The organism is Streptomyces sp. NPDC107517 (genome assembly GCF_055582645.1).
Genome location: NZ_JBVJPM010000001.1, coordinates 614,656 through 632,799, shown reverse-complemented (window position 1 = coordinate 632,799; position 18,144 = coordinate 614,656). Strand labels below are relative to the sequence as shown.

17 protein-coding genes are annotated in these 18,144 nt (G+C 71.5%); 12 read left to right on the top strand and 5 right to left on the bottom strand.

Translation table 11 applies throughout. The features are described from left to right. Positions 1-1,251, top strand: coding sequence for a hypothetical protein (locus tag ACZ67T_RS02720; RefSeq protein ID WP_469981159.1), 1,251 nt, complete (start codon positions 1-3; stop codon positions 1,249-1,251). Here ACZ67T_RS02720 and ACZ67T_RS02715 read toward each other — a convergent pair. Then, positions 1,187-2,200: a bile acid:sodium symporter family protein gene (locus tag ACZ67T_RS02715; RefSeq protein WP_469981375.1), complete on the bottom strand. Its 1,014-nt coding sequence runs from the start codon at positions 2,198-2,200 to the stop codon at positions 1,187-1,189. The genes ACZ67T_RS02720 and ACZ67T_RS02715 overlap by 65 nt on opposite strands. A gap of 158 nt (positions 2,201-2,358) precedes the next feature. Between ACZ67T_RS02715 and ACZ67T_RS02710 the strand changes: the two genes are divergently transcribed. The 6 genes from ACZ67T_RS02710 to ACZ67T_RS02685 all read left to right on the top strand — a co-directional run bounded on the left by ACZ67T_RS02710 (position 2,359) and on the right by ACZ67T_RS02685 (position 11,501). Continuing rightward, positions 2,359-3,231 (top strand): LysR substrate-binding domain-containing protein, encoded by an 873-nt coding sequence (locus tag ACZ67T_RS02710; protein WP_469981158.1) that lies wholly within the window; start codon positions 2,359-2,361, stop codon positions 3,229-3,231. A gap of 569 nt (positions 3,232-3,800) precedes the next feature. Then, the gene (locus ACZ67T_RS02705; protein WP_469981157.1) at positions 3,801-5,627 is read left to right on the top strand and encodes an AMP-dependent synthetase/ligase; all 1,827 of its coding nucleotides are present in this window, start codon (positions 3,801-3,803) and stop codon (positions 5,625-5,627) included. 155 nt (positions 5,628-5,782) lie between these two features. Beyond that, positions 5,783-7,039: an ABC transporter substrate-binding protein gene (locus tag ACZ67T_RS02700; RefSeq protein ID WP_469981156.1), complete on the top strand. Its 1,257-nt coding sequence runs from the start codon at positions 5,783-5,785 to the stop codon at positions 7,037-7,039. A 12-nt stretch (positions 7,040-7,051) separates the two neighbouring features. After that, complete coding sequence (locus ACZ67T_RS02695; protein ID WP_469981155.1) at positions 7,052-9,778, top strand: ABC transporter permease subunit; 2,727 nt, start codon at positions 7,052-7,054, stop codon at positions 9,776-9,778. Continuing rightward, positions 9,775-10,560: an ABC transporter ATP-binding protein gene (locus tag ACZ67T_RS02690; RefSeq protein ID WP_469981154.1), complete on the top strand. Its 786-nt coding sequence runs from the start codon at positions 9,775-9,777 to the stop codon at positions 10,558-10,560. The genes ACZ67T_RS02695 and ACZ67T_RS02690 overlap by 4 nt, the downstream gene beginning before the upstream one ends. A gap of 149 nt (positions 10,561-10,709) precedes the next feature. Beyond that, positions 10,710-11,501: an aldo/keto reductase gene (locus tag ACZ67T_RS02685; RefSeq protein WP_469981374.1), complete on the top strand. Its 792-nt coding sequence runs from the start codon at positions 10,710-10,712 to the stop codon at positions 11,499-11,501. 72 nt (positions 11,502-11,573) lie between these two features. On the opposite strand, the gene ACZ67T_RS02680 is transcribed toward ACZ67T_RS02685, so the two are convergent. Further along, a complete protein-coding gene (locus ACZ67T_RS02680) occupies positions 11,574-12,536 on the bottom strand; it encodes a helix-turn-helix transcriptional regulator (protein ID WP_469981153.1) in 963 nt (320 codons plus the stop codon). A 39-nt stretch (positions 12,537-12,575) separates the two neighbouring features. Between ACZ67T_RS02680 and ACZ67T_RS02675 the strand changes: the two genes are divergently transcribed. From ACZ67T_RS02675 to ACZ67T_RS02665, 3 genes are all read left to right on the top strand, one after another. Further along, on the top strand, positions 12,576-13,052 hold the full coding sequence (locus ACZ67T_RS02675; protein ID WP_469981152.1) for a hypothetical protein: 477 nt from the start codon (positions 12,576-12,578) through the stop codon (positions 13,050-13,052). Further along, complete coding sequence (locus tag ACZ67T_RS02670; protein WP_469981151.1) at positions 13,052-13,516, top strand: hypothetical protein; 465 nt, start codon at positions 13,052-13,054, stop codon at positions 13,514-13,516. Before ACZ67T_RS02675 ends, ACZ67T_RS02670 begins: the two co-directional genes overlap by 1 nt. A gap of 96 nt (positions 13,517-13,612) precedes the next feature. Next, entirely contained in the window at positions 13,613-14,602 is a 990-nt protein-coding gene (locus ACZ67T_RS02665; RefSeq protein WP_469981150.1) for an aldo/keto reductase, read from the top strand. A gap of 7 nt (positions 14,603-14,609) precedes the next feature. On the opposite strand, the gene ACZ67T_RS02660 is transcribed toward ACZ67T_RS02665, so the two are convergent. Together ACZ67T_RS02660 and ACZ67T_RS02655 are read right to left on the bottom strand one after the other, a co-directional pair. Continuing rightward, a complete protein-coding gene (locus ACZ67T_RS02660; RefSeq protein WP_469981149.1) occupies positions 14,610-15,311 on the bottom strand; it encodes a class I SAM-dependent methyltransferase in 702 nt (233 codons plus the stop codon). Positions 15,312-15,317: 6 nt separating this feature from the next. Further along, a complete protein-coding gene (locus ACZ67T_RS02655) occupies positions 15,318-15,623 on the bottom strand; it encodes a 4a-hydroxytetrahydrobiopterin dehydratase (RefSeq protein WP_469981148.1) in 306 nt (101 codons plus the stop codon). Between the two features lie 84 nt (positions 15,624-15,707). On the opposite strand from ACZ67T_RS02655, the gene ACZ67T_RS02650 reads away from it, so the two are divergent. After that, positions 15,708-16,523 (top strand): helix-turn-helix domain-containing protein, encoded by an 816-nt coding sequence (locus ACZ67T_RS02650; RefSeq protein WP_469981147.1) that lies wholly within the window; start codon positions 15,708-15,710, stop codon positions 16,521-16,523. A gap of 160 nt (positions 16,524-16,683) precedes the next feature. After that, on the top strand, positions 16,684-17,544 hold the full coding sequence (locus ACZ67T_RS02645) for a helix-turn-helix domain-containing protein (RefSeq protein ID WP_469981146.1): 861 nt from the start codon (positions 16,684-16,686) through the stop codon (positions 17,542-17,544). A gap of 94 nt (positions 17,545-17,638) precedes the next feature. On the opposite strand, the gene ACZ67T_RS02640 is transcribed toward ACZ67T_RS02645, so the two are convergent. Continuing rightward, the gene (locus ACZ67T_RS02640; RefSeq protein WP_469981145.1) at positions 17,639-18,064 is read right to left on the bottom strand and encodes an OsmC family peroxiredoxin; all 426 of its coding nucleotides are present in this window, start codon (positions 18,062-18,064) and stop codon (positions 17,639-17,641) included. Positions 18,065-18,144: the final 80 nt, after the last annotated feature.

Genomic DNA, 18,144 nt, shown 5'->3' with positions numbered 1-18,144 from the left:
GTGCCCGCGGACACGCAGGCGGCGCGCCGCAGGAGCCTGGGAGCGGGTCTCGGCCTGCTGCTCGCCCTGGTGTGCGCCGCCGCTCTGCTGACCGCCCTCCCGGACCACGACCGGGAGGGCGGTCGCCCGTGCGCGGCGCGCACCGTCGCCTCGTGGTCCGCCGACACCGGCCTCACGGGCGCGTTCGCCCGCTACGGCGACGACGCGTCGCGGGGCGACGACTGGACGGGCGGCGACGGCACACACTCGGCGAGGCTCCCGGACGGGCGGGTCCTGTGGCTGTTCTCCGACACCTATCTGGGACAGGTGCACGCGCCGCCCAACCCGGCGGGCCAGCCCCACTCCTGGCGCGACATCTCGGCGCCGTTCGTGCGCAACTCGGCCGTGGTGATGGGTCGTTCGGGCGCCCTGGAGCGCACGCTCCCCGCGCCCCTGTTCCCCGATCCGGCGCCGCAGCAGTGGCGCTGGCCGGTCGCGGCCCGCGTCGAGCCCCGCTCCCCCGGCTCCGCCGAGCGGGTCCTCCGCGTCCTGCTGTGGACCCGTACGACGGGGACGGGACCCTGGATCTACGGCCTGCCCGCCGCCACCGAGGTCGCCACGCTGTCCCTGCCCGGCCTGCGCGTCGAGAGCGTCGCGACGGTCCTCGACCAGCGGGGCGTGCCGGACCCGGCGCGGCGCGTCCTGTTCGGCACGACGGCCGTCGACCGGGGCGGATGGACGTACGTGTTCGGCGGTGACGACGGTCAGCGGGCCACGCGCCGCGCCTATGTCGCGCGCGTACCGCGCGGCCGGCTCGCCGAGCCGGGGTCGTGGCGCTACTGGGACGGCTCGCGCTGGACGCGCACTGCACGGCCGCGGGCGGTCCTCGGCGACGGTGAACGCCGCGGGGTCGGCAGCGCGTTCACCGTCGTGCGCGACGGCGGTACGTACGTCCTGTTCACGATGGCCGCCGGGACCGCGGGCCTGACCCGCGTCACCTCGTACTGGGCGTGTGCGCCGACCGGGCCCTGGCACGGTCCCGCGAAGGGCTTCGAGGCGCCGCTGCCGCCGGACGGGGCGCTCCGGCAGGACACGGCCGCGTACAACCCGCAGGCGCACCCCGCGCTCGGCGCCGGTGACGGGCGCCTGCTGCTCAGCTACGACGTCAACTGGCTGGACGCGGCGCCCGCCACCGCGCAGGCGCAGGTCAGCCGGAACGTGTCGCTGTACCGGCCGCGGTTCGTGGCGCTGCGACTCGCTCGACCGCGCTGACCTGCTCCAGGGGATCGCGCGCCCGGCGCTTGGCGATCACCGCGCACACCATGAGCTGCATCTGGTGGAACAGCATCAGCGGCAGCACGGCGAGGGACGCGTGCGCCCCGAACAGGACGCTCGCCATGGGCAGTCCGGCCGCCAGGGACTTCTTCGACCCGGCGAACTGGATCGCGATGCTGTCCGCGCGCCCGAAGCCGAGCGCCTTGCCGCCGTACCAGGTGACCGCCAGCATCACGGCGAGCAGCACCGCCTCGACGACGAGGAGACCGCCCAGACGCACGGCGCTGACCTGGTGCCAGATGCCCTGCACCATGCCCTCGCTGAACGCCGTGTAGACGACGAGCAGGATCGAGCCGCGGTCGACGTAGCTCAGGACCTTCTTGTGCCGCGTGATGAAGGAGCCGACCCAGCGGCGCAGGAACTGCCCGGCGAGGAACGGTACGAGCAGCTGCAGCACGATCTTGACGAGGGAGTCCGCGGAGAACCCGCCGCCGCTGTTGCCGAGCAGCCCCGCCGCGAGCAGCGGCGTGATGACGATGCCGGCCAGCGAGGAGAAGGACCCCGCACAGATCGCCGCGGGCACGTTGCCGCGGGCCATCGAGGTGAAGGCGATCGACGACTGGATCGTCGAGGGGACGAGGGTGAGGAAGAGCAGTCCGTCGTAGAGGGACGGCGTGAGCATCACGGGGACGAGGCCGCGGGCCGCCAGGCCGAGGAGCGGGAAGACGACGAAGGTGGCGGCGAGGACGGTCACATGGAGCCGCCAGTGCTTGAGCCCGTCGAGCGCCTCGCGGGTCGACAGGCGCGCCCCGTAGAGGAAGAAGAGGAACGCGACGGCGGCGGTCGAGGCGCCGGACGCGACATCGGCCGCACCACCGCGCGCGGGCAGGAGCGCCGCGAGGCCCACCGTCCCTATGAGCGCCAGGATGTAGGGGTCGACCGGCATCCAGGACGGCCAAGTCAGGCGTTTCACGGGTTCCATGTTCCTTGCTGTCGGTTCAGGTCGTGCCCTCTCCATCGTCCTCCTGATCACCGCGATCGGGAATCCTGCATACCGCACTGACTGTCATCACGTTTCGCGATGGGCGCGGTAGGGTCTCAGACATGTACGACCCCTCGCAGCTGCGTACGTTCCTCGCGGTGGCCCAGACCCTGAGCTTCACGCAGGCCGCCCGCCGCCTCGGCCTGCGCCAGTCCACGGTCAGCCAGCATGTGCGGCGCCTGGAGGACGCGACGGGGCGGACCCTGTTCACACGGGACACGCACACGGTGGAACTCACGGAGGACGGCGAGGCGATGCTCGGCTTCGCGCGCCGCATCCTGGAGGTGCACGAGCAGGCGTCGGCGTTCTTCACGGGCACGCGGCTGCGCGGGCGGCTGCGCTTCGGGGCGTCGGAGGACTTCGTCCTGACCCGGCTCACCGAGATCCTGGAGGCGTTCCGGCACGACCACCCCGAGGTGGACCTGGAGCTGACGGTCGAGCTGTCCGGGACGCTGCACGAGCGGCTCGACGCGGGCAAGCTCGACCTGGTCCTCGCCAAGAGGCGGCCGGAGGACCCCCGCGGCGAGTCCGTGTGGCACGACCGGCTGGTGTGGATCGGCGCGGAGCGGCTGCGCCTGGACCCGGACCGTCCGGTGCCGCTCATCGTGTACCCGCCGCCCGGCATCTCGCGGGCCCTGGCCCTCGAAGCCCTGGAGCGGCACGGCCGCGCCTGGCGCGTGGCCTGCACCAGCGGCAGCCTCAACGGCCTGATCGCGGCGGCCAGGGCGGGCCTCGGCGTGATGGCGCACTCGCGCGGTCTGATCCCGCCAGGCCTGGTACGCGTACCGGAGCGGGCGGGGCTGCCGGAGCTGGGCGAGGTGGACTTCGTTCTGCTGCACGGGCCTCGGCGCGGCAGCGGGTCACAGGGAGACGCGGCGCAGGCGCTGGCCCAGGCGATCCTCGACGGGGGCGACCGTCTGCACCGCAGCCACTAGGGCCTCTCGTCCGGCACGCTGGGCTCGCGGGGGCCGGCGCGCACCCGCCAAGCTCCCGGCTTCGCTCAAGCGGAGGGACCCCCATGGCGTCACTTCCCTCCCCCGCTTGGCGGCTGCACGCACCGGCCCCCCGGAGCGTGCGGGCACTGGCGGGCGGCGCGGTGGGTGCACACGGCGTCGGTGGTCGCGGGCCGTGCGGCGCTCGTCGTGGGGGTGCTGGTCCTTGCGCTGGTGAGGGCGCCGCGAGCGTCCCACCGCCCGCCGGGAGCGATCACCGCCGCGGCCGCCGGAATCGCTCGTGGACCGTCCGTGGAGAAATCGGAAGCGACCAGTCCGCCCAAAAACCCCGCAGCGGACCCCCGGTAATCACCCCGTACAGATTCCGTGGAGATTGCGCCACCGAAACTTACTGAACCGTAAGAATTCTGTCCCGCGCTTCCCCTTGTGGCCGTATTTCACCGGCTGACCAGTGCATATTCCGCGCGCTCCGGCGCATTTGGACCCCTCCCGCCGGGGCGCGCGGTGGGGTACCGTCACCGGCGCTGTGCGGAGCGCCACAAGGAGCAACATTGCGCGAGTTCACCAATCCTCCTCTGGCGTCGGCGCCGCCGGTGGGCGGCCTGGCCGACGCCGTGTTCGACCATGCCCTCGAGAATCCGCTGCGCGTCGCGCTCGGCCGGAAGGACGACGCGGGCCGCTGGTTCGACGTGACCGCCGCCGAGTTCCGTGACGAGGTCCTCGGGCTCGCCAAGGGGCTGCTCGCCCAGGGCGTCCGCTTCGGCGACCGCGTCGCGATCATGTCGAGGACCCGCTACGAGTGGACCCTCTTCGACTTCGCGCTGTGGACGATCGGCGCCCAGGTCGTGCCGATCTACCCGACGGCCTCGGCCGAGCAGGTCTTCTGGACCCTGCACGACGCGCAGGTGTCCGCCGCGATGGTGGAGCACGAGGACCACGCGATGACGATCGCCACCGTCATCGACCGCCTGCCCACGCTCAGCCGGATGTGGCAGCTGGACTCCGATCCCGTGCCCCGCCTCATCGAGGCCGGAGCCCACATCGAGGACGAGGTGGTGCACCGCCACCGGCGCGCCGTCACCCCCGACTCCATCGCCACCATCATCTACACCTCGGGCACCACGGGCCGCCCCAAGGGCTGCGTCATCAGCCACGCGAACTTCATGTTCGAGGCGGACACGATGATCACCCGCTGGGAACCCGTGTTCCACTCCAAGCGCGGCGACGAGGCCTCGACCCTGCTGTTCCTGCCGCTCGCGCACGTCTTCGGGCGCATGGTGCAGATCGCCACGATCCGCGGCGGCGTGAAGCTCGGCCACCAGCCGCAGCTCAACGCGGCGGCCCTGCTGCCCGACCTGCAGTCGTTCCGCCCGACGTTCATCCTCGCCGTGCCGTACATCTTCGAGAAGGTCTTCAACGCGGCCCGCCGCAAGGCCGAGAAGGACGGCAAGTCGGGTCCGTTCGACAAGGCCGTCGAGTGCGCCGTCAAGTACGCGGACGCCCAGGAGGCCAAGGCGTTCGGCACCGGCCCCGGGCCGTCCGCGTCGCTGCGCATGCAGCACTCGATCTTCGACAAGCTCGTCTACTCCAAGGTCCGCGAGGCGATGGGCGGCCGGGTGCGGCACGCCATGTCGGGCGGCTCGGGCATGGACCGCCGCCTCGGCCTGTTCTTCGCGGGCGCCGGCGTCACGATCTACGAGGGTTACGGACTCACCGAGTCCACGGCCGCCGCGACCGCGAACCCGCCGGAGCAGACCCGCTACGGCACGGTCGGCCAGGCCATCCCCGGCACGACCGTCCACATCGCCGACGACGGCGAGGTGTGGCTCTACGGCGGCAATGTGTTCCAGGGGTATCTGAACGACCCGAAGGCCACCGACGCCACCCTGCACGACGGCTGGCTGGCCACCGGCGACCTCGGCATGCTCGACGACGACGGCTACCTGACGATCACCGGCCGCAAGAAGGAGATCCTCGTGACCTCCGGCGGCAAGAGCGTCTCGCCGCAGCAACTGGAGGAGCGCGTCCGTGACCATCCGCTGGTCGCACAGTGCATCGTCGTCGGCAACGACCGGCCGTACATCGCCGCGCTCGTCACCCTTGAGGCCGAGGCCGTCGAGCACTGGCTCAACATGCGGGGCAAGCCCTCGCTGAAGCCCGCCCAGCTGGTCCACGACCCGGATCTGGAGACCGAGGTGCGCAGGGCCGTCGTGGCGGCCAACACCCTGGTCTCGCAGGCCGAGTCGATCCGTACGTTCCGGATACTGGCCTACCAGTTCACCGAGGAGCACGGGCTGCTCACGCCGTCCCTGAAGCTCAAGCGGAAGGCGATCGAGACGGCGTACGCGGAGGAGGTCGAGGCGCTGTACCGGGGCTGATCGCGCACCGGTACGTTCCCGACGGTAACCCCGCCGCAACGCCCTGACCCGGCCGCGAGCCGTTTCTGACGGTTCATCAATTACCGATGCGTCAGTTATTGACGGTTCATCAGGTCGCACACAGAATCACCCTCACCCGACGGAGGGGGCCCATCGTGTCGCGATCTGTCCGCGCCATCACCGCCACTGTGGCGGCACTGCTGCTCGCCACCGCATGCAACTCAGCCGCAACCGGCAACTCCCCTGACAGCAAAGGGAGTCCGGTGCGCGGAGTGACGGATGACACCATCAAGGTCGGCGGCATCGTCTCCATGACGACCGCGAGCGGCTACAGCAAGAAGGACACCGACCTCGGCGCGAAGGCCCGCTTCGCCCGCGCCAACGCGGAGGGCGGGATCAACGGCAGGAAGATCGACTACCTGGGTGCGGAGGACGACGGCCAGGACCCGGCCAAGAACCTCGCCGCGGCCCGCAAACTCGTCCAGCAGGACAAGGTGTTCGCGATCTCCCCGATGAGCTCGGTCACCTTCTCCGGCGCCGACTTCCTCCAGAAGCAGCAGGTCCCCACCTTCGGCTGGGGCACGATCCCGTCCTTCTGCGGACCCACCTACATCTACGGCTTCGGCGGCTGCATGGTCCCGATGCCCGGCGGCACCATCTCGCAGACCTGGCCCGAGGGCCTCAAGCAGGTCACGCACGGCGCCGAGGGCAAGACCGTCGCCATCCTCGCCAACGACAACGACGCGGGCACCTTCGCCATCCGCACCTACAAGCAGAGCTTCGCGTCCGCCGGCTACAAGGTCACCTACGCCAAGTCGTCCGTGCCCGCGACCTCGGTGCCGAGCGACTGGTCGGCGTACACCAAGGAGATCCTGCGCAGCGACGGCGGCAAGGCGCCCGACATCGTCGTCTCCGTCATGCAGACCCCGTACAACATCGGCCTGTTCACCGCCGTCAAGCGCTCCGGGTACCGCGGCGTCCTCACCGACCCGACCGACTACGACCCGGGGCTGCTCGCCAAGAGCGCGACGAAGGAGGCGCTCGACGGGGTGCACATCCTGCTCACCTTCGAGCCGTTCGAGACGCGATCGGCCGCGATGAAGCAGTTCAAGGCCGACATCAAGAAGGCGTCGGGCGGCAAGGACGTGCCCCTCAACATGCACATGATGACCGGCTACATGTCCGCCGACCTCTTCCTCTCCATCGCGCGGAAGGCCGGCCGGGACCTCACCGTCGCCTCCTTCCAGAAGGCCGCGGACGGGTTCTCCGACACCGGCACCATGGTCGGCGACCGCGCTCTGCCCAAGGGGCAGAAGGAGTCGTTCGGCTGCGGCGCCCTGGTCCAGCTCAAGGGCGGGGCGTACCACGTCTCGTCACCCTTCAAGTGCTACGAGCCCATCCCGTTCAAGTAGGGGGCGCCCCGCATGTCCGACCTGCTGGCCTTCGTGCTGAGCGGGCTCGTGTCGGGTGCGCTGTACGCGCTCCTCGCCACCGGCCTCGTCCTGTCCTACTCGGCCTCGGGCCTCTTCAACTTCGCCCATGGCGCCACCGCTTACCTGTGCGCGCTCACCTTCTACGAGCTCCACTCCGGCCTCGGCTGGCCCGCCGTGCCGACCGCGCTCCTCCTCGTCTGCGTCGCATCTCCCCTGCTGGGATGGGGACTTGACCGGCTGATGTTCCGTAAGCTGGCGCGCGTCGGCGAGACCGCGCAGATCGTGGCGACCATCGGCCTGCTCGTGGCACTGCCCGCGCTCGGCCTGTGGGTCGTGGAACTGCTCGACGGCGCCGGGGTGTCCGTGAAGCCCGCCGAGAACCAGTTCGGGCTGCCGGGCGTCGGCCCCAGCCCCGCGAAGAACTGGCAGCTGATGGACGGCGTCGGCATCGACTCCGACCAGCTGATCACCTGGGTGGCGACCGCCGCCGTCGCGCTCGGCCTGTGGATCCTGATGCGCCACACCACCCTCGGCCTGCGCCTGCGGGCCGCCGTCGACAACCGCTCACTCGTCGAACTGCGCGGCATGAGCGCCGACCGGCTCTCCACCGTGGCGTGGATGCTGTCGTCCGGCCTCGCGGGCCTCGCCGGCGTCCTCGCGACACCACTGCTCGGCCTGTCCGCCCACGACTTCACGCTGTTCCTGTTCGTGTCGGCGACCGCGGCGGTCCTCGGGCGCTTCGCGTCCGTGCCCCTCGCGTTCGCCGGCGGACTCGGCCTCGGCGTCCTGCAGAACCTCGTCGCCGGCTACTCGTCCTTCGCCGAACGCATCACGGGGTTCCGTACCGCGGTCCCGTTCCTCATCCTCTTCGCCGGACTGCTGCTGCTCACCCGGCGACAGCGCACGGCGGGGACGGCCGCCGCCGACGCTCCGCCAGTCGACTACCTCGCGGGCCGCTCCTGGACACGGAAATGGGGGCCATGGGCGGTGGCCGCCGTGCTGCTCGCCGCCTCCTTCTACACGGTGACGACCCCGTTCTGGAGCGGCATCCTCGCCCAGGGCCTCGCCCTCTCCCTGGTCTTCGTCTCCTTCACCGTCGTGACAGGGCTCGGCGCCATGGTGTCCCTCGCGCAGGCCACGTTCGTCACCGGCGCGGCGCTCGTGGCGGGTCTCCTGATGAGCCACGGCTGGCCGTTCGTCGCGGCGGCGCTCGTCGGCACCTGCGTCGCGGCCGTCCTCGGGGCGCTCGTGGCGCTGCCCGCGCTGCGTCTCGGCGGCCGCACCCTCGCCCTCGCCACGCTCGCCCTCGCCTTCCTCGCCGACCAAGTCCTCTTCCAGATGGGCTGGCTGAGGAACGGTGACACCGGCTGGGAGATCCCGCGCCCGATCTTCGGACCCGTCGACCTGAACGACGACCGCGCGATGGGCGTCGCGATGGTCGTCCTGTGCGCGGCCGCCGTGGCCGCCCTCGCCGCGCTGCGGAACTCCCCCTCGGGCCGCGCCATGCTCGCCGTACGCTCGGCGCCCGCCGCCGCGATGGCCTCCGGCGTCTCCGTCATCCGCACCAAACTCCTCCTCTTCACCCTCTCGGCCGGGCTCGCGGGCTTCGGGGGCGTGATGTACGCGTCGTACAACACCCGCATCACCGCGACCGACTTCACCGCGATGACGGGCCTGATCTGGCTCGCGGTCGTCGTCGCGGCAGGGGTGCGGCGCCCGCAGTTCGCGGTCGTCGCGGGCCTCGTCTACGCGATCGTGCCGCACCTCGTCGCGGACTACGGCACGGACTCCGTCCATCTCCCGGTCGTCCTGTTCGGCCTGGCGGGCCTCGCACTCGCCAACGACCCGGACGGGTACTGCGCGGCGATCTCCGTACGACGCCACAGGCGCAGGAGTACGAAGCCCGCGGCGGCCGGCATCGAACTGTCCGAAGCGACGGCTCAGGCGCCCGCTCCCACTCAGGACGGCGGCGCCCCACCGGTCCTCGAACTGCGCGGCCTGCACGCCGGATACGACGGCGCACCCGTTCTGCACGGCGTCGGCATCGCCGTCCACCCCGGCGAGATCGTCGCCCTCCTCGGTCCCAACGGCGCGGGGAAGTCCACGACGTGCCGTACCGCGGCCGGGCTTCTCACACCCCTGCGGGGACAGGTGTACGTCGCCGGGCGGGACCTCACGCGCGAGGGCCCGGTCCGCCGGGCGCGGGCCGGCATACTCCTCGCCCCCGAAGGGCGCGGCATCTTCCCCGCCCTCACCATCGAGGAGAACCTCACCCTGCACCTCCCCGACAAGCACGCGCGCGAGGACGTGTACGAGCGCTTCGCCGGACTCGCCGCCCGCCGCAACGTCACCGCGGGCGCGCTCTCCGGCGGCGAACAGCAGCTGCTCGCCCTCGCCCCGCTGCTCCAGGAGCCGCCCCGTGTCCTCATCGCCGACGAGCCGTCCCTCGGTCTCGCGCCGCGCATCGTCGAGGACGTGTTCCGGCTGCTCACCGAACTCCGCGACGCGGGAACGGGGTTGCTCCTCGTCGAGGAGAAGGCCACCGAGATCCTCGGCGTCGCGGACACCGTCGCGTATCTCGACCGGGGCCGCGTCTCGTGGTGCGGCCCGCGCTCCGAGGTGCGGGCAGACCGGCTCACCGAGGCCTACCTGGGTCTCGCCGCGAGCGGACCGGGCACGGTCCGGGCCACCGAAGAGGGAGGGGCGGTACGGCCATGAGCGGGACCACAGGCAGACCCGTACTCGAAGCGGCCGGGGTCGGTGTCCGGTTCGGCGGGATCCGCGCGCTCGACGGGGTCGGCCTGACGCTGCGCCCCGGCGAGGTGTGCGGGCTCATCGGCCCGAACGGCGCGGGCAAGACCACCTTCTTCGACGTCGCCTCCGGGATCCGGCGCCCCGACGAGGGCCGCGTCCTGCTGGACGGCGAGGACATCACGCGCCGGTCACCCGTGTGGCGGGCCCGGCAGGGGATGCGCCGGACGTTCCAGCGCCAGCAGCTCTTCGGCCAGCTCACGGTCGCGGACAACCTGCTGGTGGCGCAGGAGTGGCGGGGCGGCGGGGGCGGGCTCGCCGCCGACCTCCTGGCGGCGCCGACCAGGCGGACGTACGAGCGCCGGCGCCGCGAGCAGGCGGCGTCGATGCTGCGCGCATGCGGCCTCGACGCACTGGCCGGGGAGTACGCGGGGGCGCTCCCCGTGGGCCAGGCACGCATGGTGGAACTGGCCAGGGCGGGGGTGGAGGGGGCGCGGGTGGTGCTGCTCGACGAGCCCGCATCCGGGATGACAGATGATGAAATCTGTCAGCTGAAAGCTGTCATCCGTCATCTGTCGGACCAACAGGGCTGCGCCGTGCTCCTCGTCGAGCACAACGTCGCCTTCGTCATGGACCTCTGCTCGCGCATAGTGGTCCTCGACCTCGGAACCGTGCTGGCCGAGGGGACCCCGGCGGCCGTCCGTGCCGATCCCGCCGTGCGAGACGCCTATCTCGGTTCGGCCGGGTGAGTGGGGCCGGGGGCACCCCTGTGAACACGGCGTGAACGGGAATGCGCCCCGGGCCCTGATCGTTGACGATGGGGGTACCACCCGACAACGCGAAGGATCGAGAGCTCGTGAGCAAGGTCCCCCCGATCATCCTGAACAACGGCGTCGAGATGCCCCAGCTCGGTTTCGGCGTCTGGCAGGTGCCGGACGCCGAGGCCGAGAAGGCTGTCGCGACGGCCCTGGAGGCCGGGTACCGCAGCATCGACACCGCCGCGATCTACGGCAACGAGGAGGGCACCGGCAAGGCCGTCGCCGCCTCCGGCATCGCCCGCAAGAAGCTCTTCGTCACCACGAAGCTGTGGAACGCCGACCAGGGCTACGACGCGACGCTGCGCGCCTTCGACGCCTCCCTCGACAAGCTGGGCCTCGACTACCTCGATCTGTTTCTGATCCACTGGCCGCTGCCCTCGAAGGACAACTACGTCGACACGTACAAGGCCCTCGAGAAGATCTACGCGGACGGCCGCGCCAAGGCCATCGGTGTCTCCAACTTCCTTCCGGAGCACCTGGAGCGCCTTCTCGGCGAGACGTCGATCATCCCGGCGGTCAACCAGATCGAGCTGCACCCGCACCTCCAGCAGCGCGCCGCACGTGAGTTCCACGCGGAGCAGGGCATCACCACCGAGGCGTGGTCGCCGCTGGGTCAGGGCAAGGGCCTGCTGGAGGTCCCCGCGATCGTCGCGATCGCCCAGAAGCACGGGCGTACCCCGGCTCAGATCGTGCTGCGCTGGCACGTCCAGCTCGGCAATGTCGTGATCCCCAAGTCCGTGACGCCGTCGCGGATCGTGGAGAACATCGACGTCTTCGACTTCGAGCTGGACGTCGAGGACATCGCCGCGATCAGCGCGCTGAACGAGGACCGTCGCCTGGGGCCGGACCCGGCGACGTTCGACATGGCCTGATCGCTCCACGCGTACGGCTTCGTGTGCCCCGCCTCCGTCCGGAGGCGGGGCACACGTGTGTGAGGCCGTGGTTCAGGTGTAGAGGAGGGCCAGCGCCTCGACCGTGGCCCGGATGCGGTGGCGCAGTTCGGCCGGTTCCAGGACCTCGATGCCGGCGCCGAGGCGCAGGAACGCGTCGTGGGCGTGGTCGACGGACTCGATGGGGACGACCGCCCTGGTCCAGCCGTCGGGTTCCGGGCGGGCGGTGGCGCGCGCCGCCTCGCGCAGCGCGGGACCCGGCAGCAGGTCGGCGGCGCCCGGGGCCAGGCGTACTACGGCGTCGCCGCTGTGCAGGCGTCCGTGGAAGTCGTCCTGGTAGGCCCGCCAGTAGGCGGCGAGGTCGAAGTCCGCCGGCTGCTCGAACTGCTCGTCGCTCACGTGGAGTTGGAGGATCTGGTCGACGCGGTAGGTGCGGGGGTCTCCCGTTCCGGCGGAGGCGATCACGTACCAGCGGCCCGCCTTGAGGACGAGTCCGTGCGGTTCGAGGCGACGTTCGACGTCCGTGGGTGCGCGCCAGCGCCGGTAGCGGACGTGCAGGACACGGCTGTTCCAGACAGCGGCGGCGACGGCGGGGAGGTGGGGGACGTCGTCCTCGTCGGCGTACCAGCCGGGGGCGTCGAGGTGGAAGCGCGCGCTGATGCGTTCGGAGTGGGCGCGCAGTTCGGCGGGGAGCGCGGCGCGGACCTTGAGCTGGGCGGCGGCGAGCACGGGGCCGAGGCCGAGTTCGGCGGCGGGTCCGGGGGCTCCCGCGAGGAAGAGGGCTTCGGCCTCGTCGGCGGTGAGGCCGGTGAGGCGGGTGCGGTAGCCGTCGATGAGCCGGTATCCGCCGGCGTGCCCGGCGTCGCCGTAGAGCGGTACGCCCGCCGCGTGCAGGGAGTCGATGTCTCGGTACACGGTGCGTACGGAGACTTCGAGGGCGGCGGCGAGCTGGGCGGCGGTCATTCTGCCGCGGGTCTGGAGCAGCAGCAGGATGGACACCAGTCGGCTGGACTTCACTGACACAGGATGTCAGTGAAGCGGTCGTAGCTTCCAGCCATGGCTTTCGAAGAGAAACGGTTGTGGGCGCTGCCGCCCGTCGAGGTGGCGGGCCGGCGCGTCAAGCGCTATCACGTGAGCGCGGATCCGGCGGGGATCGCGCCGGAGGTGGAGAAGGCGGCGTACGCGATGCTGCCGGAGCTGCTTCCGGAGTCGGACGGTACGCCCGCGGCGACGTTCGTCGTGCTGCACCGCGGCGGTGACGACGGTGCCTATGTCAACGCGTACAGCTGGGTGTGGGACAACGTCCTGCACTTCCGGGGCGCGGCGGCGGGGCAGCCGGTGATCGGCTGTCCCGACAGCGATCCGACGCGGTTCGTGATCCTCGACCGGCCGTGGATCGGCTGTGTGTGGGAGCTGCCGCCGGTGCTGCACGAACGCGACGCGTGGGTGCGGCACATGCTGGCCCCGGACGCCCCGGACCTCGACGGATATCTGGCCGATTCACTCGCCGACGGCACTACGGGAGACCGCTGATGAGCACCGCGCGCGACTTCGACTTCTTCATCGGTGACTGGGACGTCGCCCACCGCAGGCGTACGGACTTTCTCGACGCGGACAGCGGGTGGGAGGAGTTCGCCGCGACGAACCGCTGCTGGAGCCTGTTCGACGGGGCGGCCGACATCGACGAGATGGACTGCCCCACGGAAAGCTTCAAGGGACTGACGCTGCGGCTCTTCGACCACGCGGCCGGTACGTGGTCGCTGAACTGGTCGTCCAGCCGTACGGGCATCCTGTTCCCGCCGGTCGTCGGCCGCTTCGACGAGGGCGGGCGGGGCGTCTTCGAGGGCGACGACACGCATGACGGCAAGGACGTGCGGGTGCGGTTCGTGTGGTCGGGGATCTCGGCGACGACGGCGCACTGGGAGCAGTTCTTCTCGGTGGACGGCGGGGACACCTGGCTGTCGAACTGGACGATGGCCTTCACCCGTCGCGCCTGATCCGGTGCTGCGTCGCGCCTTGACTTCGTGTGCGCTTCAACGCCGAGACTCCCTCCCGTGGCCCGGCATCCGCGCCGGGCACGGGAGGGACCCGTCATGAAGTTCCGCACGATCGGCGCCGATCCGGCCACCCGCCGTGAGGTGAGCGTGCTGAGTCTCGGCGCGATGCTGTTCGGCACACGGACCGACGAGGAGACGTCGTACGCGATCCTCGACCGGTACGTGGCGGCGGGCGGCACGTTCGTCGACACATCGGACAACTACGCGTTCTGGCACACCGGCAGCCGGGGCGGGGAGAGCGAGGGCGTGCTCGGCCGGTGGCGGCGCAGCCGGGGCATCGGCGGCGAGATCGTCGTCGCGACGAAGCTGGGCGCGAGCCCGCTGGCCGCCGGCACGGGGTACGTCGACAACCCCGAGGGCCTGTCCGCCGCGGCGATCCGGCGGGCCGTGGAGGGCAGTAAGGAACGGCTCGGCACGGAGCGGCTCGATCTGCTGTACGCGCACATCGAGGACCCGAAGGTCGAACTCCGGGAAACCGTGGAGGCGTTCGCGGGTCTCGTCGCCGAGGGCAGCGTCGGACTGCTCGGGGTCAGCAACCACTGGGCGTGGAAGGTGGAACGGGCGCGGGAGATCGCCGAGCGGGCGGGGCTGCCGGGGTACGAGGTGCTGCAGTACCGGCACAGTTATCTGCGGCCGCGCACGGATCTGCCGGCGGATCTGTCGCCGGACGGCAGCCAGGGTCTGGTCGACGGCCAGCTCCTGAGCTACGTGAGGGCCGAGGGCGAGAAGCTCGCGCTCGTGGCGTACTCTCCGCTGCTCGCGGGCGCGTATGTGCGAGGCGACAAGCCGCTGGGCGCCGAGTACGACCATCCGGGTACGCCCACTCGGCTGGCCGCGCTGCGCGACGTGGCGAAGGAGGCCGACGCCACGGTGAACCAGGTGGTTCTCGCCTGGCTCATCGGCGGCGAAGTCCCGGTGATCCCTCTGGTGGGCGCGTCGTCGGTGGCCCAGCTCGACGAGAGCCTGGCGGCGGTCGACCTGGAGCTGACGGTGGATCAGCGGGCGCGTCTCGACGCGGCGCGCTGATCTCGCGTCAGGCGTGCCGGGTGAAGGCGTGCAGGGTGAACTGAGGGTCTGCGCGGGGACGTTCGGGGTCGGGGAGCGCGGAGATCAGGTCGGCGAGCGCGGTGCCCCCGGCCGCGTAGATCCTGCCGCGCCGCACGTCGTCGGCCAGGCGGCTCGGGGTGCGGCCCTGGCCGTGTCCGGGGAAGCGGGCCTCGCCGCTCGGCCGCAGTCCGTGGGCGGCGACGCGTGCGGCCGCGTCGGAGGGGAGGCGGCCGCGGTAGGGGGCCACGAGGGCGTCGATGTCACTGCCCACGTCGTGGGCGGCGGCCTTGTCGACGGTGGTCACCAGGACGCCGCCGGGCCGCAGGACGCGGGCGGCCTCGGCTATGACGGGGCCCGCGTCGGGCAGCAGATGCAGCAGCCAGATCACGGTCACGACGTCCGCACAGGCGCTGCGGAACGGGAGTCGGCGGCTGTCGCCGCGGACGGCGGCGCCGTCGAGGCGGGGGGCCGCGGCGCGCAGCATCCCGGGCGCGATGTCGATGCCGACGCAGCGCAGGCCCGGCCGGGTGAGGCGCATGGTGACGAGGCCGGTGCCGCAGGCCAGGTCGAGGAGGGTCCGGGCGGTGGGCGGCACGAGGCGCAGCACGGCCTCGGCCGCGGACCGGGCGCGGGGTTCGCCGCCGCGGGTCTCGTCGTAGACCGCTGCTTCCTTGTCGTAGTCCAGCACCGGCGGTCAGCGCACGCCGTGGGTGGGGGCGATCTCCTGGACTCGGTGGGCGAGGCCGAAGTCGAGCGCGGTGATGGCGCCGCCCGCGCTGTGGGTGTTCACGGACAGGTTGACGGTGTTGTAGCCGAGGGTCAGGTCGGAGTGGTGGTCGATCTCGTCCTGGATCTGCGCGATGTGCACGACGAGGCCCGTGGCCGCGAAGTGGTTGGCCAGGCGGAAGCTGCAGGTGAGTCCGTCGTCGGACACGCTCCATCCCGGCAGCTCGGCGAGACGGTCCTCGATCTCCTTCTGGGACAGCGGCTCCACGGGCATGACCAGGTCCTTTCCCTGTGATGTGCGAGGAGTTCCAGCGTCCCACAGGGGCGGTGCCGCGCGCCCCTCGGCTACGGTCGTGGCATGACGACTGCCACGCGTGCTCGCCGGTCCGGAATCGGTCCTCTGCTGCGCGAGTGGCGGGAGCGACGGAGGGTGAGCCAGCTGGAGCTCGCCCTGCGCGCGGACTCGTCCGCCCGGCATCTCAGCTTCGTGGAGACGGGCAGGTCACGCCCGAGCGAGGAGCTCGTCCTGCGGCTCGCGGAGCATCTGGACGTGCCGGTGCGGGAGCGCAACGCGCTGCTGCTCGCGGCGGGTTACGCGCCGCGGTTCGCGGAGACCCCGCTCGACGACCCCTCCATGGGGGCGCTGCGGGAGGGCCTGGACCGGCTCCTGCACGGCTACGAGCCGTATCCGGCGCTGGTCGTCGACGCGACGTACACGGTGGTCGCCGCCAATCGGGGGATCGCGATGCTGCTGGAGGGGATTCCCGAGTCGCTGCTGGCCCCGCCGCTCAACGCGATGCGGCTCACCCTGCACCCGGAGGGCCTCGCGCCGCGGATCCGGAATCTGCGCGAGTGGCGGGGGCATCTCCTGGCGCAGATGGAGCGGCAGATCGCGCTGGACCGCTCGGAGGCGCTGCGCGCGGTGTACGACGAGGTCAAGGCGTACCCGGTGGCTGACAAGGACGCCGGTGACGACGACGGGGAGGGCGGCGAGGCGGTGCCGTATTTCGCGCTGCCGATGGTGATCGAGCATGCCGGGCAGGTCCTGTCGTTCGTGTCGTCGGTCTCGACGTTCAACACCCCGATGGACGTGACGGTGGCCGAGCTCGCGATCGAGACGTTCCTGCCGGCCGACCCGGCGACGGCGAAGTATCTGCGGTCGCTGGAACCGTAGTCGGGGCCTCGTGATCGGACCCACGCGGTAGTGGGCAGGCCGCTCGTCCCACTGGTACCGTTCACGCGGCTCGCGCACATGTTCTGTGCGCGCAGCGCCGCGGCTGGGAGCGCACCGGCTCCCGAATCCGCTCGCCGCCCGGCACGTGGGGAGACGTGACGTGAGTGAACGGCGGCCCGCACCGACCGTGGGCCAGGTGGTCCTGGGCAGACGCCTGAGGGAACTGCGGGAGTCGGCCGGGCTCAACCGCGACGAGGCCGCCCGCGCGCTGCGCGTCACCGGCGCGACGATCCGCCGTATGGAGACCGCCGAGGTCGCCCTCAAGATCCCGTACGTACAGATGCTCCTGGAGCTGTACGGGGTGCCGGAGCAGGAGACCGAGGCGTTCGTCGGGCTCGCCGAGGAGGCGAATCTGCCGGGCTGGTGGCAGCGGTTCCACGACATCCTGCCCGACTGGTTCAGTCTGTACGTGAGCCTGGAGAGCGCTGCCGGGCTCATCAGGTCGTACGAGCCGCACTTCGTGCCGGGGCTGCTGCAGACGGAGGAGTACGCGCGGGCCGTCCTGGACGCGGGCACCGTCGGCCGCACGCAGCCCGGTGACCTGGAACGCCATGTGACGCTGCGGATGGCCCGGCAGGCACTGCTGACCCGTGAGGACGCGCCTCATCTGTGGGTCGTGATGGACGAGACGGTGCTGCGCCGGCCGCCGGGCGGCCCCAAGGTGCTGCGCCATCAGCTCGACCGGCTCATCGAGGCGGCCGAGCTGCCTCAAGTGACGCTCCAGATAGCCGAGTTCGCGGCGGGCCCGCACCCGGGGACGTTCGGCCCGTTCACGCTGTTCCGGTTCCCGGTGCGTGAGCTGCCGGACATGGTCTTCAGCGAGTACGTCACGGGCGCGCTCTATCTGGACGGCCGGGAAGAGGTGGGCACTCATCTGGAGGTGCTCGACCACATCGCGGCGCAGGCGGCGTCCGCGGAGCGCACGGTGGAGCTGCTGCGCAAGAAGCGCGACGCGCTCTGACACGCGGCGCGTGATGACCGGCGGCGCACGGTGACAGCAGTGCCGCGGGCCCGTCGCTGCGGGTCCGCGGCACGTGAAGGCTGGGCGTGCGTCGTCAGGCGAGCTTCGCCGTGAGGGTGATCGTGGTGCCGGTGAGCGCCTGGCTGACCGGGCAGTTCTTCTTGGCGTCCTCGGCCGCGGCGGCGAATCCGGCCTCGTCGAGCCCTGGCACCGTGCCCTCGACCGTGAGGTGAATGCCGGTGATGCCCTCGCCCGGCTGGAACGTGACGTCCGCGGATGTGATGAGCTTGGCGGGCGGGTTGCCGCCGGTCGTCAGGCCGTGGGAGAGGGCCATCGAGAAGCAGCTGGAGTGCGCGGCGGCGATCAGCTCCTCCGGGCTGGTCTTGCCGTTGGCCTGCTCGGCGCGGGAGGGCCAGGACACGGCCTGCTGGCCGATGCCGGACGAGTCGAAGGTGACGACGCCGCTCCCCTTGAGCAGATCGCCTTCCCACACGGTGTGCGCGGAGCGCGTGGTAGCCACGGTGATTCCCTTCAGTCGGGTGCCGGTTGGGGCGTTGGGCACCATCCGACCACACCCGGACCGCTTATGGCCGGAATGCG

What these genes read in the sequence shown, in the direction of transcription:
- ACZ67T_RS02670 (WP_469981151.1), top strand. Translation starts at nt 13,052, where the DNA reads ATGAGCACCGCGCGCGACTTCGACTTCTTCATCGGTGACTGGGACGTC.
- ACZ67T_RS02675 (WP_469981152.1), top strand. Translation starts at nt 12,576, where the DNA reads ATGGCTTTCGAAGAGAAACGGTTGTGGGCGCTGCCGCCCGTCGAGGTG.
- ACZ67T_RS02710 (WP_469981158.1), top strand. Translation starts at nt 2,359, where the DNA reads ATGTACGACCCCTCGCAGCTGCGTACGTTCCTCGCGGTGGCCCAGACC.
- ACZ67T_RS02655 (WP_469981148.1), bottom strand. Translation starts at nt 15,623, where the DNA reads ATGCCCGTGGAGCCGCTGTCCCAGAAGGAGATCGAGGACCGTCTCGCC.
- ACZ67T_RS02665 (WP_469981150.1), top strand. Translation starts at nt 13,613, where the DNA reads ATGAAGTTCCGCACGATCGGCGCCGATCCGGCCACCCGCCGTGAGGTG.
- ACZ67T_RS02650 (WP_469981147.1), top strand. Translation starts at nt 15,708, where the DNA reads ATGACGACTGCCACGCGTGCTCGCCGGTCCGGAATCGGTCCTCTGCTG.
- ACZ67T_RS02690 (WP_469981154.1), top strand. Translation starts at nt 9,775, where the DNA reads ATGAGCGGGACCACAGGCAGACCCGTACTCGAAGCGGCCGGGGTCGGT.
- ACZ67T_RS02715 (WP_469981375.1), bottom strand. Translation starts at nt 2,200, where the DNA reads ATGCCGGTCGACCCCTACATCCTGGCGCTCATAGGGACGGTGGGCCTC.
- ACZ67T_RS02685 (WP_469981374.1), top strand. Translation starts at nt 10,710, where the DNA reads ATGCCCCAGCTCGGTTTCGGCGTCTGGCAGGTGCCGGACGCCGAGGCC.
- ACZ67T_RS02695 (WP_469981155.1), top strand. Translation starts at nt 7,052, where the DNA reads ATGTCCGACCTGCTGGCCTTCGTGCTGAGCGGGCTCGTGTCGGGTGCG.